The 15,414-nt window shown below is 65.5% G+C and carries 18 protein-coding genes; 11 read left to right on the plus strand and 7 right to left on the minus strand.

Going from position 1 to position 15,414, the window contains the following annotated elements:
* Window positions 1–21: 21 nt before the first annotated feature.
* Together KIS93_RS10440 and KIS93_RS10445 are read right to left on the minus strand one after the other, a co-directional pair.
* The gene (locus tag KIS93_RS10440) at window positions 22–1,245 is read right to left on the minus strand and encodes a M20 family metallopeptidase (protein WP_230466182.1); all 1,224 of its coding nucleotides are present in this window, start codon (window positions 1,243–1,245) and stop codon (window positions 22–24) included.
* Window positions 1,246–1,263: 18 nt separating this feature from the next.
* Window positions 1,264–2,052, minus strand: a complete 789-nt coding sequence (locus KIS93_RS10445) for a helix-turn-helix domain-containing protein (protein WP_080038924.1) — start codon at window positions 2,050–2,052, stop codon at window positions 1,264–1,266.
* Between the two features lie 171 nt (window positions 2,053–2,223).
* Between KIS93_RS10445 and KIS93_RS10450 the strand changes: the two genes are divergently transcribed.
* Complete coding sequence (locus KIS93_RS10450; RefSeq protein WP_080038923.1) at window positions 2,224–5,232, plus strand: hypothetical protein; 3,009 nt, start codon at window positions 2,224–2,226, stop codon at window positions 5,230–5,232.
* 140 nt (window positions 5,233–5,372) lie between these two features.
* Entirely contained in the window at window positions 5,373–5,855 is a 483-nt protein-coding gene (locus tag KIS93_RS10455) for a hypothetical protein (protein WP_080038922.1), read from the plus strand.
* Between the two features lie 95 nt (window positions 5,856–5,950).
* Here the strand turns inward: KIS93_RS10455 and KIS93_RS10460 are convergent, their stop codons facing one another.
* The gene (locus KIS93_RS10460; RefSeq protein WP_155127309.1) at window positions 5,951–6,343 is read right to left on the minus strand and encodes a hypothetical protein; all 393 of its coding nucleotides are present in this window, start codon (window positions 6,341–6,343) and stop codon (window positions 5,951–5,953) included.
* 4 nt (window positions 6,344–6,347) lie between these two features.
* Complete coding sequence (locus KIS93_RS10465) at window positions 6,348–6,773, minus strand: hypothetical protein (RefSeq protein ID WP_155127306.1); 426 nt, start codon at window positions 6,771–6,773, stop codon at window positions 6,348–6,350.
* 334 nt (window positions 6,774–7,107) lie between these two features.
* Between KIS93_RS10465 and KIS93_RS10470 the strand changes: the two genes are divergently transcribed.
* The 8 genes from KIS93_RS10470 (at window position 7,108) to KIS93_RS10500 (ending at window position 12,803) form a co-directional block, all read left to right on the plus strand.
* Window positions 7,108–9,903 carry a fibronectin type III domain-containing protein gene (locus KIS93_RS10470; protein WP_080038921.1) on the plus strand — a complete coding sequence of 932 codons (2,796 nt, stop codon included), beginning with the start codon at window positions 7,108–7,110 and terminating at the stop codon, window positions 9,901–9,903.
* A gap of 128 nt (window positions 9,904–10,031) precedes the next feature.
* On the plus strand, window positions 10,032–10,316 hold the full coding sequence (locus tag KIS93_RS10475) for a hypothetical protein (RefSeq protein ID WP_186404077.1): 285 nt from the start codon (window positions 10,032–10,034) through the stop codon (window positions 10,314–10,316).
* The gene (locus KIS93_RS10480; protein ID WP_186404078.1) at window positions 10,313–10,573 is read left to right on the plus strand and encodes a hypothetical protein; all 261 of its coding nucleotides are present in this window, start codon (window positions 10,313–10,315) and stop codon (window positions 10,571–10,573) included. Before KIS93_RS10475 ends, KIS93_RS10480 begins: the two co-directional genes overlap by 4 nt.
* A gap of 1 nt (window position 10,574) precedes the next feature.
* Complete coding sequence (locus tag KIS93_RS10485; RefSeq protein ID WP_080038919.1) at window positions 10,575–10,913, plus strand: hypothetical protein; 339 nt, start codon at window positions 10,575–10,577, stop codon at window positions 10,911–10,913.
* A gap of 54 nt (window positions 10,914–10,967) precedes the next feature.
* Window positions 10,968–11,090, plus strand: coding sequence for a hypothetical protein (locus KIS93_RS67395; protein ID WP_268966962.1), 123 nt, complete (start codon window positions 10,968–10,970; stop codon window positions 11,088–11,090).
* A complete protein-coding gene (locus KIS93_RS10490; protein ID WP_080038918.1) occupies window positions 11,087–11,326 on the plus strand; it encodes a hypothetical protein in 240 nt (79 codons plus the stop codon). The genes KIS93_RS67395 and KIS93_RS10490 overlap by 4 nt, the downstream gene beginning before the upstream one ends.
* Window positions 11,323–12,201 (plus strand): peptidoglycan recognition protein family protein, encoded by an 879-nt coding sequence (locus KIS93_RS10495; protein ID WP_155127303.1) that lies wholly within the window; start codon window positions 11,323–11,325, stop codon window positions 12,199–12,201. The genes KIS93_RS10490 and KIS93_RS10495 overlap by 4 nt, the downstream gene beginning before the upstream one ends.
* Window positions 12,202–12,536: 335 nt before the next feature.
* A complete protein-coding gene (locus KIS93_RS10500; protein WP_080038917.1) occupies window positions 12,537–12,803 on the plus strand; it encodes a hypothetical protein in 267 nt (88 codons plus the stop codon).
* Between the two features lie 309 nt (window positions 12,804–13,112).
* Here the strand turns inward: KIS93_RS10500 and KIS93_RS10505 are convergent, their stop codons facing one another.
* Window positions 13,113–13,286 (minus strand): hypothetical protein, encoded by a 174-nt coding sequence (locus tag KIS93_RS10505; RefSeq protein WP_155127300.1) that lies wholly within the window; start codon window positions 13,284–13,286, stop codon window positions 13,113–13,115.
* 229 nt (window positions 13,287–13,515) lie between these two features.
* Here KIS93_RS10505 and KIS93_RS10510 point away from each other — a divergent pair, with 229 nt between their 5' ends.
* A complete protein-coding gene (locus KIS93_RS10510) occupies window positions 13,516–14,055 on the plus strand; it encodes a hypothetical protein (protein ID WP_155127297.1) in 540 nt (179 codons plus the stop codon).
* A gap of 31 nt (window positions 14,056–14,086) precedes the next feature.
* On the opposite strand, the gene KIS93_RS10515 is transcribed toward KIS93_RS10510, so the two are convergent.
* Complete coding sequence (locus tag KIS93_RS10515; protein ID WP_155127294.1) at window positions 14,087–15,022, minus strand: hypothetical protein; 936 nt, start codon at window positions 15,020–15,022, stop codon at window positions 14,087–14,089.
* On the minus strand, window positions 15,019–15,354 hold the full coding sequence (locus KIS93_RS10520; protein ID WP_230466181.1) for a PadR family transcriptional regulator: 336 nt from the start codon (window positions 15,352–15,354) through the stop codon (window positions 15,019–15,021). Before KIS93_RS10520 ends, KIS93_RS10515 begins: the two co-directional genes overlap by 4 nt.
* Window positions 15,355–15,414: the final 60 nt, after the last annotated feature.

Here is a 15,414-nt window from a genome sequence, read left to right on the forward strand (position 1 = left end):
CGCCACCGGGTGGGCCGCCGGTCAGCAGGCCGGCAGCAGCGACAGCAGGGCTCGGTGATAGGTGGCCTGCACGGGCGGGATGGAGTCCAGGCGGATCTGCTCGTCGGTGGCGTGCAGGCCCCGGTAGTCCACGCCGAACCCGGCGATGGCGGGGATGTTCAGCCCGGCCAGGTAGTTGCCGATGTTGGACGGCCCGGCCACCTTGGCCTGCGGGTGGAGCCCGGTTGCCTGGGCCGCCGCCAGCAGCGCCGCGCGCAGCGGCTCGTGCTCGGGCAGGGCGAAGGCGGGCCACCGGGTGGTGACGGTCAGGTTGGTCGGCGGGGTGTCCGGCCAATCCGCGTCCAGACCGGCGAGCGTCGAGCGCAGCAGGGCCAGCGCTTGCTCGGCCTCGAATGCCGGGGTGAGGCGGATATCGACGTGAAGGATGCAGAGGTCGGGGATGGTGGAGTAGCCCTCGCCGCCGTGGATCGCGGTGACGGTCAGCTTCGGCGGCAGCGGGAAGCCTGGCCCGCCGGGACCGGGCAGCGGCGCCCGGTGCAGTCGCGAGGTCGCCTCGGCCGCCTTGTGGATGGCCGACGGCGCGGCCCTGCTGCCGCCGGAATGGGCGGCGATGCCGTGCACCTGCACGCGGGCGCGCAGCACGCCGCGGCCACCGGTCACGACGTGGTCCAGGCCGGGGTAGCCGATCATCACCCCATCGACGCGGTGCGGCGCGTCTTCTCGCTCGAAGAAGGCTTTCGCGCCGCCGAAGCCGCCGGTGTGCTCATCGATGTCGAACAGCAGCACCACGCTGCCCCGCCAGGTGCGGGCCGCCCGGTGGAGCCGGGCGGCGATATGAGCGAAGATTGCCGCCCCCGCCTTGGAGTCCGAGGAACCCCGGCCATGCAGCCATCCGTCGTGAATTCGTCCCGAGGTGGGCGGGTAGGCCCAGGCCGCGTCATCGCCGAACGGCGCGGTGTCCAGGCAGGCGTCCAGCACGTAACAAGGGCCGGGGGCGTCGCCGGCCACCTCGCACACCAGCGCGACCACGCCTCCGCCCGGTCCGGCCAGGTGCGCGCACGGCAGGCCGTGAGCGGCCAGCCATCCGGCCATGTGGTCCAGCACCGGCTCGTAGGCGTCGATGCCACCCCGGCTGGGAACACGCACGAGCTCCCGGGTCAGCTCCACCACACTGTCGTGATCCTGGTGCGCCGCCCGCACCGGATCGACGGGGCCGCCACCGGCGTCCCCCACGGTGTCATCCACGCGCCCTGTCATCCAGCCTCACCCGCTCCGTTCCGGCACCAGCACATCCAACGCGGCGACCTCCGTCGTCGTCTCCACCCGGCGCGCGGCGGCGTAGGCCTGCCTGCCATGATCCAGCAGCCGGGCGGCCGGCGCCGCCCCCAGCATCACCCCCGAGTCGAACGCTTCGTGCGAGGTCAGCGACGGGATCGGGACCACGGCCGTCTGCTCGCTGGCGCAAAACCACCGCTCCGGCATCGCCACCGTGTCCTCCACCAGCCCCAGATGCAGCGTCTTGACCCCCAGGCCACGATCACGCGGGTCACGCAACCGCAGCAGCCGCAGCAGGTGATCCTTGAGCACCTGGTGGTGCGGCGGGCCGAACAGCACCCGGTAATAGACCAGCCCCGGTCGCTCGGCCAGCACCGCCTCAGTCGCCTTCAGGTACCCCGCATCGCGCGAGCGCGATCCGGTCACCACCAAGCACCGCTGCGCGCCTCTCACCGTCGCCAGCATCGCCTGCTGCAGCTCCTCGAACCCAGTCAGCAGGCCCAGCCCGGCCTGCTCCGGCAACTGCTCGTCCTGGAAGGCGAACAGCTGCCGCGGTGATCGTCCGTAGATCTCACACAACGTCTTGCGATGACCGATGCTGGTCGTGTGCCGGGCCAGCTCCCAGCCCGACACCATGCTCGGCGTCACCCCCGACTGGCCGCCCGGCGTCCGCAAGTCGATCTCCTCGACTACGTCCTCCAGCGTCCAGTTACGCGCCAGCCGCGCCTGACGCAGCGGCGAGGGCGCACGACTCCAGCGCGACGAGCGACGAGGCATACCAGCCTCCTCCCCGCCAAGGCGGGTCCAGGGCGCCAGCCGTCCGGCACCAGGCACCCCCGATAATGCCCCGTCCTTTCGACTCGGGCAGGTCATTCGCGACGAGACCCTGCGAGCGGCACGCGTGTGATCTTCTGCGGCGCTTCCCGAATGAGGGGAGGTGACACGACCATGCTGGAGCTGCGGTTAGTCGTTCATACCCCCAATGAGGCCCGTCTGGGGGTTCTTCCGCACCCGCAGAGCGTGGAGGTTGCGTGCCCGCTGGATGACGTGCCCGCGCTGACGCTGTCCTACAGCGCGAACGCGGTGAACGCGGACCTGCTGGGCGGGCCGGTCGAGGTCGCCGTCGAATGGAGCATCGACGGGCAGACCTGGATGGAAGGGCCAGACGCGCGGTTCCTGCGGATCAAGCAGCGCGGTGACGGGACGGACCGGGCCGGGATGAAGCGGTTCGAGCTGCCCGGCTACGTGTGGCAGCTCCGCAAGCTGCTGTTGTTCCCTGGGGCGGCTCCGCTGGTGGAAGGGAAGAGGGCGTTCCTCAGCGCGACGCCGGGGGCGATCCTGGCCACGTTCCTGCAAGAGGGGCAGGCACGCGGCGCGGCGGCTGGCTTCTCGTGGGACTTCACCCCGACCCACGACAGCGCTGGGCAGCCGTGGGCGAAGATCTTGACGATCTACTACCAGCCGGGCATCGACGCGCTGACGACGCTGATCAACCTGGCCGAACAGGGCACGCTCGATTTCCGCATGGCCGGGCGGACGTTGCAGGTGTACAACGCCGACACCGAGCTGGGGCGGGACCTGGCCAGCGGTAGCGGGCCGGTTGACTTGCGGTTCGGCCGTGACGTGGTCGCCGCTCCCGATATCGGCACCTACGAAGATGCGGCCACGTCGGCGCTCGTGGTTGGCGATGACGGGTTCCGCATGTCGTTCACGAACGGGGCCGCCGAAGCTCCTTGGGGCCGGTGGGAAACCTATATCGGTCAGGGCGGCGTGAGCGATCCGGGTACGGCGCAGCTCCTGGCCGAAGCGGTGCTGTTGCGGGCTGGGCACGAGCGGGTGCAGCGGACGCGGCAGATCACTCCGCACACCGCGCGGTGGCTGCCGTGGCGGGATTACCGGCCCGGCGATCGGATCCTCGCGCCGGGCGAGGCTGGGGCCATGGAGAGCCTGCGGGTCCGGCAGATGACCGTCACCCGGGACGAGAAGGGTGTCCTCGGCGGCAACCTGGTGCTCAACGATCGTCTGCTGGAAAGGGACCTGCGGCTGGCTCGCCGCACGGCCGGCATCGTCGGCGGGAGTACGGCCGAGGGCGGGTCGGGTGCGCGGCCCGCGCCGGAGTCGCCGACGCCGCGCACCCCCGCGGCCCCGGCCGGGCTGATCGTGAACCCGCTGGCTTACATCGACGAGCACGGCCTGCCGCGCGGGCAGGTGGCCGCCGCGTGGGGCGCGGTCATCACCGACGTCAACGCCGTCGCGCTCACCGTGGGTGGATACGAGCTGTTCATGCGGATCAACGAGGTCGGGGCGCCGTGGTTCCTGGTGACCGCGACGGAGGCCGCCGATACCAACGCCACCTACTCGCCGCTGGTGGTCGGCCAGCAGTACCAGTTCAAGGTCCGCGCCGTGAACTTGGGCAAGAAGGGCCCGTTCTCCAGCTCGGTCGCGGTGACGATCCCGGACGACGTGGATGCCCCGCCCGTGCCGACTGCCCCGGCGCTGGAGTCTCGTCTTGGTGTCGTCCACGTGGCATGGGATGGTCTTGGGGTCGGTGGTGTGCCGATGCCGGCCGACTTCCACCGGGTGCTCGTCTGGATGCAGGACCCGCTCGCTCCGGGCTGGCAGGAGATCGGGGCGCTCGACGCGGCCGGGTCGCTCGTCGTTCCCGGCCTTCCGTACGACCTGGACCGGGAGTTCTCGTTCACGAGCATCGACCGGTCCGGGAACAGCTCGGCCCGGTCGGCGACCGGGATGATCGCCGCGGTGCGGCTCGTCGAGGGCGACGCGGCCGACGAGTCGATCACCACCGGCGCCATCGTGGCCAACGCGATCACCGCGGCGAAGATCGCGGCCGGGCAGATCCTCGCTGGGCACATCGCCGCCAACCAGATCACGGCGGCAAAGCTGGAGGCCATCCTCACCCTGGCCACCCGCATCGTCGCGGGAGTCGCCACCGGGGCCAGAGTCGAGCTCAACGCTGACGGGCTGCAGGCGTACAACAACTCCAGCGTGCAGACCGTGTCGGTCTCGTCGGCGTCCGGAGCCGTCAGCATCGTCGGCCAGCTCGCGACCGGCGTGTCCGGCCGCCGCATCATCGTCAATCCGGCCGGGGCAGCTGACCCGGAGATCAGGTTCATGCCGGGGACCGGCACGAACTCGGCCCGCATCTGGACCGACACCGACGCCGCGATCCGGCTGAACTCCGGCAACAGCCCTGACGGCACCCGCCGCTCGGAGGTGATCCAGCGCGGCGACGAGTGGCGCATGCACATGGTGCAGACCGCCGACGGGCTCGCCGGCGGCGGTTACATGTTCGCGCAGCCTGATGAGCTCGAGGTCGGCTACAACGACATCGGCGGCAACCTCAACCGGTTCCGCTTCTCCGCCGCAAGCACGGGGTTCATCGGCAAGTGGTCGTACAGCACATCCGGCGCGGGTTTGATCATGCGGGCGGTGTCGCTGTCAGGCGGGTCGGCCTACAACGTGACGTGGGGCGGTCCGATCATGCAGACCACCCCGCGCGCGGTGTTTACTCCAGACAACCCTATTCCAGACAGACTGCACTTTTACCTGCGAAACCCAAGCACATCCGGATTCGAACTACGGTCCAACGAGTCATCTCTTGGGACGCCAACGGTCTTCGCAGTCCTGTTGGATATCTGGGCGTGGCGGGGCCTAAAACTGGGGGTTGTCGCATCACATGCAAATAGTGACAGGAAGGCACCTACTGACCTGTCTGACTTCATCCTCGATACAGACTTCCGCATCGACGCAGAATGCACCATCCGCCGACGCTGTACGCGTAAGCAGAGGCTTGATCTCGATGGTCGCTCGCAGAGTGAGAGACTCTTCACCGCTCCACTTGTCGCGGCTAGCAATTTGACGCAAGATCTCATTGATCAGTGCTTGCCCGATCGACTCAGGTGTAGCAACGGAACTGAGCTTTTCGGCTACCCTTAAGCGTATGACGCTGACGTCCATAACAGATCCCGATTTTCTAGGCGTGTGGCGAGTATCTGCTCAATTTTCAGCGTCGTCAATGGCGCTTCGCATGATCGAGAAATAGAGATCCTCTTCGGAGGGGTAGGCGCACTTAGCTAATGGTTCAACATTGGTCTATTTCACAGGTTCGCGAGGTCGTCAACGAGCACGAGGACGCCTGGCTGATCCACTACGACCCGATCGACGGTGACCTGCGTGACGCGTTCGTCGCGTACGTGCCGAAGGAGGCGTTGGAGTGGCGAGCGGCGGAGTTCGGCCTGACCACGGTCGATGAGGCGCTGGAGGTACAGCTGTACCTGCCGCTGCTCGCGCCCGGTCAGGCGGCCGGGACTCTCGACATGCTCAACCCGTCCGCGATGCCGGTCGAGCAGGCCCACGCACACGTCACCGAACTGCTGGCCACATGCAAGAAACAGCACGGCGTGATCCAGCAGCCAGCAAGCAACGTGCGGACGGGGCGGGCCGACCCGCTGACGGTTATAAGGGAGCGAACACGGATCGACGTCGTGCGTACCACCGCGATGCGGCTGGAGATTGACCGAGCCCTTCTCGCGAGAGAGGGACAGCAAGAGGATAATTGAGGACCTGTGACAGCTAGGCCATGGGTGACGAGAAGCGACTCCCCGGCCTTTGAAGTCGCATCGCCGAGCTGTGCTGCTTCAGAAAAGCGCAGATGTCAGGGTGCGGCATCGATCAGCCTCATCGTGCCATCGGATGCGACATCTATATTCCTATCGCCGCCTTCGAACGCGATCCCAGGGAACTTCGGCGCCGGGGTGAATGGGGGGATATCGCTCGAAGTAAAGCCAGTCGTCGAGAGGCGTACCCAGTTGCCGTCTGTATCTGTGTGCTGCCACACGAAGAAGATCACGCCGCCCAGCGTAATCCTGATATGGTGGGCGGGAAAGTCGGATCCCTTGCTGCACCACGGGATCCATTGATAGTTGACGAAAGTTGAGCGTCCTGGAGAGCAGGTCTTCTCGTAATCTGGATCGGGCTCGAGGTTGGTAAGGGTGAGGGCGTTAGTTGAGAAGTTGTTCACGAAGTGGAGTTCGCTGATCGCTCCCATAGCATCATGCCTCCTCGGTCGGGATAGCGTCTTTGGCCTCCCGCCATGCGTTATTCAGGATCCGTCCCTGGAAACCGTCTCTGGGGCTCCACGACAGTTCGGCTGGGTACCATTGGTCACGGCGGGTGATGACTACGGAGAAATCGTCACCCTCACCTTGCATGCTTATGTCGAAATCTGAAGGGACGCTCACGCCGTCTCTGGCGAGGAAGTCTCGAGTGTCTATGGATGTACGCGAGGCAGTGCTTGACATCTCCGCGAGTCCGCGCACCGCTTGGGGTAGTCGCGGATTTTGGATGAGTTTCACGATCATTTCGTGCAGACGCAACTCGTGGACTGCCCGATCGATTCTTGCCTGCAGGTGCTCGATCCGTTGCCGGTGGCCATCGAGATAATGCTGCAGATCTGTACGCTCCTCGTCGACATTCATTGCGAATGCACCTTCTCAGGAATCGACGATCCATTGAGGCGCTAGATCATGTCAGGCTTGATCTAGCCGCTTAGTTAGCTGGATGCGTTCAAAGTAGCGCGCTGCATGCCAACGAGCAAGCGCAGGTGCAGAAGACATCCTTACTCAGGCAACGCCATCATGCCTGACCTGTGCTGACGTGCACCTCTGGCCGATATAGGACACATAATCTACAACTTTCGCTGGAGCGAAAGCCTTGTCGTCCCAAGGGCTCAGGTTCATGGACGTGAATGTCCGTCGCGGACTTGATCAGTTGGAGGCCATGCCGAGGCACGGCATCGCAAAGGGGTAGGTCGTGCAGATCATCATTCCAAGCGAGCCGATGCGTTACGGGCTGCGCTTGATTGCTTATCAGCCGAACGGGCCGCGTCTTGGCCTGCTCGGGCAGCATCTCGGGTTCGAGGCCGCGCTGCCGCTGAACGATATTCCGGCGCTGCGGCTGACGTACTCGACGCACGCGGCCGGCGCGCAGTGGCTGGCGCAGCCGTGTGAGATCGCGATCGAGTGGTCTGCGGGCGGGGCGTGGACGGAGCCGCAGGGGGGCCGGTTCCTGCGGATCAAGCGCGGTTCGGACGCGAGCGATCACGCGGGCCCGTTGTCGTTCGACGCGCCGGGCTGGTCGTGGCAGCTACGTAAGCTGGTGCTGTACCCGGGTGCCGGGATGGTGGACGGGAAGCGGCCGTTCAACGCGGCCACTCCGGGCGCGATCCTGCGGACGGTAGTCGATGAGGGCCAGGCGCGGGGGACGCTCCCGGGCCTGGCGGTGGACTTCACACCGACGCACGACAGCGCGGGGCAGCCGTGGGACAAGCTGCTGACGATCGGGCTGGACCCAGGCGCGGACCTGCTCACTCTGATGATCAATTTGGCAGAGCAGGGCGTGCTCGACTGGACCATGCAGGGCCGGGTGCTGCGCGCCTTCAACGAGGGCACGACGCTGGCCCGGGACTTCGCGACCGGTCCCGCTCCGGTGGACCTGCGGATGGGACGCGACGTCACCGACGCGCCGGACGATGCGACCTTGGAGGACGTCTCCACCGCCATCCTGATCGTCGGCGAGAACGGGCTGCAGGTCGAGGTGACCAACCCGGCCGCCCTCGCCCCGTGGGGCCGCTGGGAGACGTACCAGTCGCAGTCCGGAGTGTCGGACGAGGGGACCGCCCGCGTGCTGGCCCAGTACGCACTGGACCGGGCATCGAGGGAGCGGGTGCAGCACACCCGGCAGGTCACGCCGTACGCTGCCCGCTGGCTGGCGTTGCGCGACTACCGGCCGGGCGACACCGTGCTCGCGCCCGGCGACCAGGGCGTGATGCAGGGCCTGAGGGTCCGGCAGATCACGCTGTCGTGCGACGCGGACGGTGCGATCGGCGGCAATCTCGTCTTGAACGATCGGTTTCTGGAGCGGGACCTCAGGCTGGCGCGGCGCAGTCTGGGCATCCTGGACGGCGGCATCAGCTCGGGAGGCGGCGGGGGAACGCCGGCGCCGGACACCGACGGCCGCGTCCCGGCCGCGCCGGGTGGCCTGCTTGTCGAGCCGGCCGCATATCTGGACGAGCATGGCTACGCGCACGGGCAGGCCACACTCGGGTGGGGCGCGGTCACCGCGGATGTGAACGGCGGGGACCTGAGCGTCGATGGGTATGAGGTGTACGCCCGCCGCAACGAGGCGAACGTCCCGTGGGTGCTGGTCGCGCAGACCGACTCGGCCGATCGCACGGCGACGATCTCTCCGTTGGTCGTCGGCTGGGAGTACAGCTTCAAGGTGCGAGCGACGAACGACGGCACCAAGGGCGTGTTCAGTAGCCAGTTCGTGGTGCTCGTCCCGGACGATGCGACGCCGCCGCCGACCCCGTCAACGCCGCTCGTCGCCGCCCGGCTCGGAGTGATCCACGTGACGTGGGACGGCCTGGGCAGCGCGGGCGAGGCGATGCCGCTCGACCTCGACCGGGTCCACGTCTGGATGCGTGACCCGCTTGACCCGGCCGACACCGGAACCCGTGTCGGCTACCTGACCAGCGCCGGAACGGAGGTGATCCCGGGGCAGCCGTACGAGGCGGATCGGGAGATCTGGCTGAGCGCCGCAGACCGGTCGGGAAACGAGTCCGCGCCGTCGGCGCATGTCATCGTGGCGGTCACTCCGCTGGTGGACACCGACCTGATCGGGGAGGTCATCGACGGGGCGGAGCACATCATCACGGGGTCGATCCCGGCGGAAGCGAAGATCGTCGTCGGGTCTATCACTGCGGCGCTCATCCAATCCGGCGCCATTCAGGCGGGGCACATCCAGGCCAACGCCGTCGAGGCTGACAAGATCGCAGCAGGGGCTATCCAGGCCGGGCACATCGCGGCCAACGCGGTGACGGCGGGATCCATCTCTGCCGGGGCGGTCACAGCGAACAAGCTGGCGGCCACAGCGATCGACGGTAAGACCATCACCGGCTCGAACATCAGGACTGCGGCGACAGGCCGGCGGATCGACTTGCAGCCGCCCGGTACGACGTTCCCCGAGATGCGGTTCTACCCGGGCAGCGGTACGAACTACACGAGGCTGACGACCCGCGACGATTGGTTCGCTGGAGAGGCGACGTTCGAGATCACCTCGGGGACGAATCAGGGGCAGACCGCGGCGTCGTCCACGGTGGTGGCCGCTGGGTTCTTGTCGATGCAGGTCTTGAACTCTTCGCTGTCCACCCCCAACGGGGGGCTGATGGAGATCGCCGAAGGCTACGCCCGCTACGGCTACTTCAAGGACGCCGCGAGGGAGCAGTACTTCTGGTTCGACAACAGCGGCAGGACCAGGCACGTCGGGAAGTGGTGGGACTACACCCAGCAGGGCAACACCGCGGGCGTCTTCGCCGGATCGGTGACGTTCGGGTCCGGCCAGTTCGCGTCCTTCTCCTACGGCGCCACGATGGCCTCCAACATGGGGCCGGTCTGCGTCATGCGCGACGGAGCTGCTGGTAACAGCGGCGGCTCGTCGTTCAACCCGAACGCCTACTGGTGCGTGATCGCGTCGTCCGACACCGGGTTCACGGCCAAGAGCAGCACCACGACGAGCAAGGCGTACTACTTCTGGAGCCATCGACACTGAACAGGGGACACGGTGCCGGAGATCATGACCACGTGGGACGCCGAACTCGGCTACAGCCACACCTACATGCGCCCAGGCGCGGAGGCCGCGGCCGGGGCCCCGATGGGGCAGCAGAACCGCTGTGGGGGGTGTATCTGGTCAATGCCGCTGACGAGGTGGGAGTGCACGTCTTCCCGCACTCCACGTTCGAGTGGCGAGCGGCCGAGCACTCTCTTGACCCCGACGACGTTGACACGCTGCTGGACGTCATCCTGCACGAGGTGGCCATGCCCAGCCGCGACGACGCGCTCGTGCACGACGACCCGGGCGCGCTCGCCGTTCTGCGGGAGACGTACAACCTGCCCGGGTGTTCACACCGGGAGTCGCCGATGAGACGCGCCGTCAGGCGTGCCTCGCGCGTATCGCCGCGGTGAAGCGGCATCGGCTTCTCATCGCGCCCGCTCCGCAGCCGGAGCGGCAGGGCGCGCTAGAGTTCGTCGGCTCTGCCCGCGTCGCGCCTGCGGACCCGCTGACCCCGATCAAGGAGCTGACACGGATCGACCCAGTACGGGTGGCGGGCAAGCGCGCGTTCCTCGACTGGGTTCGGGCGACAGCGGAGGAGCCGGCCCGGCCGTCGTTCTTCGTGAAGCCTCCGGCCACGTTCGTGGGCATGAAGCCCAACGAGGTGTGACGTGAGCGACGAGTCCCCGAACCTGGCGCTCGCGCTGGAGACACTGCGCCGCCTGGTCGAGGTGGGGTTCGAGCGTACGAACGGCTCCACGACTCTCATTCTGCAGCGGTTGGACCAGGTCGATGACCGGCACGCCGAGCTGGTGAAGCGGGTTGAGCAGGACCGCGCCGCCGCCGAGACGCGGTATGCCGCTCTGGAGGCCCCCCTGGATGCGGTTGAGCGTGAAGCTGTGACTCGCACGCAGTTCTCCGAGCGGACACGGCAGTTCATCGCCGTGGTCACCGTGCTGGCCGCCGTGGCTGGTGCGGTGATCGCGCTGATACAGCTCACCCGAGGCTGATCCGGCACCTTGGCTTCCCTTCCCGCCGGTGCGGTGTTTCCGTGCCAGGACGGCGTGCTGCTCGTGCCCGCAGTCCTCCCGATCCACATCCCCGCCCATGCGTTCGGCCTGACCGTGGCCGAATGGCTCGACCTCGCCCGTGTGCAGGGCGAAAACGAAAGTGAGATGCCTCTATGAGCACTCATGCCCGCCGCTTCTACCTCCAGCGCGACCACGACGTGTCGGGCGTCTCCGGGACCGGCCGCGTCGCCGACGGCGTGCTGTGGCCGGACGGATCTGCCTCGCTGCGCTGGCGCGGAGACCGCCCTTCTGCCGTCCACTGGGACCGCTTCGATGACGCCGAAGAAGTCCACGGCCACGCCGGCGCCACCCGCATCATCTGGCTCGACTCCGAGAGTGAGGTCACCCTGTGAAGAAAGTTTCGCGCGCCGCGTGGAACGCACTCGCGCCGACCGCCCCCTACACCCGCGTGGACTCGACGCGCGGTGTGAAGATCCACTACACCGGCGGGCCCGTACCCGCCGACATCGCCGGCCCGACCAAGCACAAGCTGTGCGTTCAGCTCGTCCACCAGATCCAGCAGATGCACATGGACGGCGGCCGCGGCGAGAAGTACATCGACATCGGCTACAACCTGATCTGCTGCCCGCACGGATACGTGTTCATCGGCCGCGGCGCCCACCGGCTGCCAGCTGCGAACGGGGCAGGTCTCAACAGCCAGCACTACGCGGTGCTCGGTCTGGTCGGCAGTTCCGGCTTCACCGAACCGAACGATGCGATGCTGCACGCGCTGCGGGACGCGATCGAGTACCTGCGCGAAGAGGGTGACGCTGGGAACGAGATCAAGGGCCACCGCGACGGCTACTCCACCTCATGCCCGGGGAGCGCGCTGTACGCGTGGGTGAAGAAGGGCGCTCCTCGGCCGGACAAGCCGATCGAGAAGCCGATCAAGGTCATCTACGAGGACGGCATCCCGCTCTGGCCGGGCCGCGTCATCAAGCTGGCCGACCCGTACATGCAGGGCAACGACGTCAAGACATGGCAGGCCAAGCTCCGCAAGCGGGGCTGGACGATCGACGTGGACGGCATCTACAGCCCGAAGTCGAAGGCCGTGTGCGTCAGCTATCAGAACAAGGTGGGCGTGAAGTCGACCGGCGTCATCGACGAGGGCACCTGGAACATCACCTGGTCGTGGGAGCCTCTAACGTGTAAGTTGCTATGCCGATCTCCTGCTGGAGAAATCCGACGTGGATATTTATCCGCTGTTTCCAGGAGTCGCAGGGCATAGCCCTGTACCGATCAATATCGCAGCAAGCGCCACGAAACCTATCACGGCGATCACAACGATAAAGAGACAGCCTCCGAAGGTTGCCCATCCCCGGGCCAGACCGCTTACCGCCCAAATGATCATTCCTACGGCGATGAGCAGGAGGATGCCCTCGATCGTGTTACAGGTCCCAAGAGACATAAAGGCCTCCGATCCGGCTCGTCTCCCAATCGTCCTCCATACGAGAGCGACGTCTAGCGCTTCTCGCGGATTGTCATTATGTGGACACATTTCATGGATCTTTGGCGTCCAATCAGCCCGGATGGGCGCCTTTACATGTCCGCCCTCCTTTAAGGATGAAGATCATGCACGGAGAGCACATCACCTACGGCAAGGTGCCCGTCGAGCGGAAGGTCACCGCGTCTGCGGTCGGCTCGTACCTCGGTCTGCTCGCGATCCTGGTTGTCCTTCAGGCCGTCAGCGATGACCTCGACCTTATTTCGTTCCTCCCTGACGTGATTGAGACGCTGGCGATCCCACTCCTGCCCGGCCTCATCACGTACGTGTCCGGCTACGTCGCCAAGCACACGGCAAGGCCCGATCTCCCGCTTGACCAGCGCTGATGTTCAGCGATAACGGCCCCCACCATCCCGCTCCGGGATGGTGGGGGCCATTCTGTTGCAAGAAAGGACTCGATGAAACCGCCTCTACACGTGAGTGGGGACCATCCCGGGACACGGCCGGATTACACCCGCCGCCCGCCCCTTTCCGGGCTCGTTCGGCTCAGCGCCAGCCTGGCCAATCTCACCGTGGCTATCAACCGATGCGGGCAGAGCCTTCGGTCCCTTCACCGAACCTTCCGGCATCTCGACCTGCGAAGCACTGTCGAACCGGGTCTCCGCGACACAATCCGGGACGCTGTCCCTGACAGGTCAGCGATCAGCGACGAGCACATCGACAAGATCGCTCAAGCTGTCGCCGCCCGCGCGCAAGCACAAGCTCTCCTCGATCGGCCGCGTCAGCACCGCCGCGAGTGGTGGCTGCTCCTCGTCGGCCTCGTTGCCGGTGCCCTGGTGTCCGTCCCCATCGGCATCTGGATCAACCACATCAGCTGACCAGTGACACGTTTCCGGCCTCGTCCCTCTGCAGACCCGCCACCCTTCGGGTGACGAGACCGTGTCACGTCCTACTCCTTGGCGGCACAGCGGTGCTTGGTGCAACGTTTCCCTGATCGACACAGATAAGACCCATAGGCGTGCAAAGGGAGGGTCGCCGATGTCTGCGGGGTGGCTTGGCCTTGAGTGGGGACGTGTGCCGGACTATATAGGACCAGTGATGACGGGTACGTCAGCAGCCGTTGCCGCAATGGTCTACAGGCGCAGTACCCTGGATAAGGAGCAAGAGCAGGCGAGCCGAGTCGCGGCATGGGCTACGCCTGATATCGAGCCCGATTATCAAGTGGTACATATAGCCAATAGGAGCGATGCCAGCATCTTCGACCTAGCCGTTGCTATTGCGCCACAAAAGGCACTGACTCTCGCGGAGCTTCCCGCTATGCAAACGGCGGAAAGTCATGTACGAGGGCTGACTGCGCCTCGCGCAAAGGCACACACTATTGGCATGGATTTTCTTGTCCATCTGAGCGGAGAGGTGCACTGGGTTACTGAGGTTGTAAATCTTCCAGAGATAACATTTAGGGACGCACTCGGTAGACGCTGGATGCGTAATACCAATGGACGCCTAAAGCGTATTCATATTCGAGATAGACGGCTATTGCTGACCAAATTCCATGTCGGTGGGGCGTTCTTTGGCTGGACCTTCAAGAGGGAGATTTCCGGCGGTGTCAGCAAGGAGTCCGATCTGGGGGATACTTGACTACTATGGTTGCGCCGTGCCTTTCACCTGCTCACTGTGCAGAGGAGCTGTTGCGGTTGCGTTTCCACGGTTTGACCTCCACACCGAAGTGCTTCCGTAGCCATTCGACGCCCGCGTAGAAGGCCACGACGGCGGGAAAGGTATAGAACGCGGACCCCCAGCCCTGCTGTAGGAACACATTCACCAGTGCGACGGCCATCAACGGACCGAGCAGTCCCCATGTCCGCCAATCCGAAGCAAGAACCCAGCGTATTGTCCTATGGAGACGGTTCAAGGGAGGTCGATCAGGTGCCTGCAGGGCAGCGCGAAGCTGGCAGACACGCCCCAACTGCTGGACGGCGTACAGGAGCAGCGTGGCCTTGGTAACTCTTGCCTGAGCCAATTCGTACAGTTCAGCCCACAACTCTTCGGCGTACCGTGCCCGCTTGTGAGCAGGTAATAGTCTAATCTGCCAGTGAATCAGACATCTTGCGAGCCGAGGCACGGACACTTCCGTTGCGTTCTGTCGCTCGGGTGCAGTGGCATGCTCGCTTAGGTCCCTCCTCGCCCATATCGCAGTCACGGTGCGATGTATCTCAGCAAGATGGAACCTGATCAGACAAGCCTGCCGAATAACTGAATCTAGACGCTTGCATAGCCTTGAATCGTGCGCACTAATCCGTCTCAAGTAGGCGTCGGGCACTTCGTGCAGGGCAAGTTCGACCAACGTAGCGACGGAATCATGCGCACCCTTGAGCAAAGCGGCGTTGGCTGCATCCAGATAGACTGCGACGCGTCGGGCGTATTCTGAGGCGTTGGCCAAACCGTCTTCTGGGCAGCCATGCGGCACGTGGACATTGTCGATGCCGCATATCAGGAGTTTAACAGCAGCATCGGCAAGGCCAAGTTTACTGTGAACCTCGGACCTTCCTATGATCACTCCGATAAGCACGCGCTCCGATGGGCTGGCTAATGCCGTCTCGCTCATGCATTCCCCCGGGCAGGCTTGACAGGGAAGCTAAGCAGGTCACCTACTTTGATGCGTGCTTGGCCCATAGAAAGACGGGCCTGCTCTGCGCCGTGCTGCGTCACGCGATAGTAGCGGCGTCTTGGCCTACCGGCCTTGCGAGGATCAATATCCTCGAAGTGAGATTCCAGCCAGCCGAGCCCTTCGAAGCGGGCGAGGATGGGGTGGATGGTGCCGGGCGCGAGGCCAGCTGCTTGGCAGATTTCCAGTCCGTACATCTCGCGCGTGGGGTCTTCGAGGAGGGCGCGGAGGACGAGTTGGGTTGGTATGGTCATGCGGGGCGTCTTACCCATGCTCTAACTCTAACTAGGGGCTAGTTAGAGTTCCACCTAGTCGGCGAAACTCGTTCCTGT

Source organism: [Actinomadura] parvosata subsp. kistnae (assembly GCF_900323885.1).
Taxonomy (GTDB): Bacteria; Actinomycetota; Actinomycetes; order Streptosporangiales; family Streptosporangiaceae; genus Nonomuraea; species Nonomuraea composti.

Bases quoted from the DNA above. Each gene is read 5' to 3' on its own strand.
- KIS93_RS10500 (WP_080038917.1), top strand. From the start codon at position 12,537: ATGAAGATCATGCACGGAGAGCACATCACCTACGGCAAGGTGCCCGTC.
- KIS93_RS10465 (WP_155127306.1), bottom strand. From the start codon at position 6,773: ATGAATGTCGACGAGGAGCGTACAGATCTGCAGCATTATCTCGATGGC.
- KIS93_RS10445 (WP_080038924.1), bottom strand. From the start codon at position 2,052: ATGCCTCGTCGCTCGTCGCGCTGGAGTCGTGCGCCCTCGCCGCTGCGT.
- KIS93_RS10455 (WP_080038922.1), top strand. From the start codon at position 5,373: ATGGTTCAACATTGGTCTATTTCACAGGTTCGCGAGGTCGTCAACGAG.
- KIS93_RS10520 (WP_230466181.1), bottom strand. From the start codon at position 15,354: ATGGGTAAGACGCCCCGCATGACCATACCAACCCAACTCGTCCTCCGC.
- KIS93_RS10450 (WP_080038923.1), top strand. From the start codon at position 2,224: ATGCTGGAGCTGCGGTTAGTCGTTCATACCCCCAATGAGGCCCGTCTG.
- KIS93_RS10490 (WP_080038918.1), top strand. From the start codon at position 11,087: ATGAGCACTCATGCCCGCCGCTTCTACCTCCAGCGCGACCACGACGTG.
- KIS93_RS10515 (WP_155127294.1), bottom strand. From the start codon at position 15,022: ATGAGCGAGACGGCATTAGCCAGCCCATCGGAGCGCGTGCTTATCGGA.
- KIS93_RS10510 (WP_155127297.1), top strand. From the start codon at position 13,516: ATGACGGGTACGTCAGCAGCCGTTGCCGCAATGGTCTACAGGCGCAGT.
- KIS93_RS10460 (WP_155127309.1), bottom strand. From the start codon at position 6,343: ATGGGAGCGATCAGCGAACTCCACTTCGTGAACAACTTCTCAACTAAC.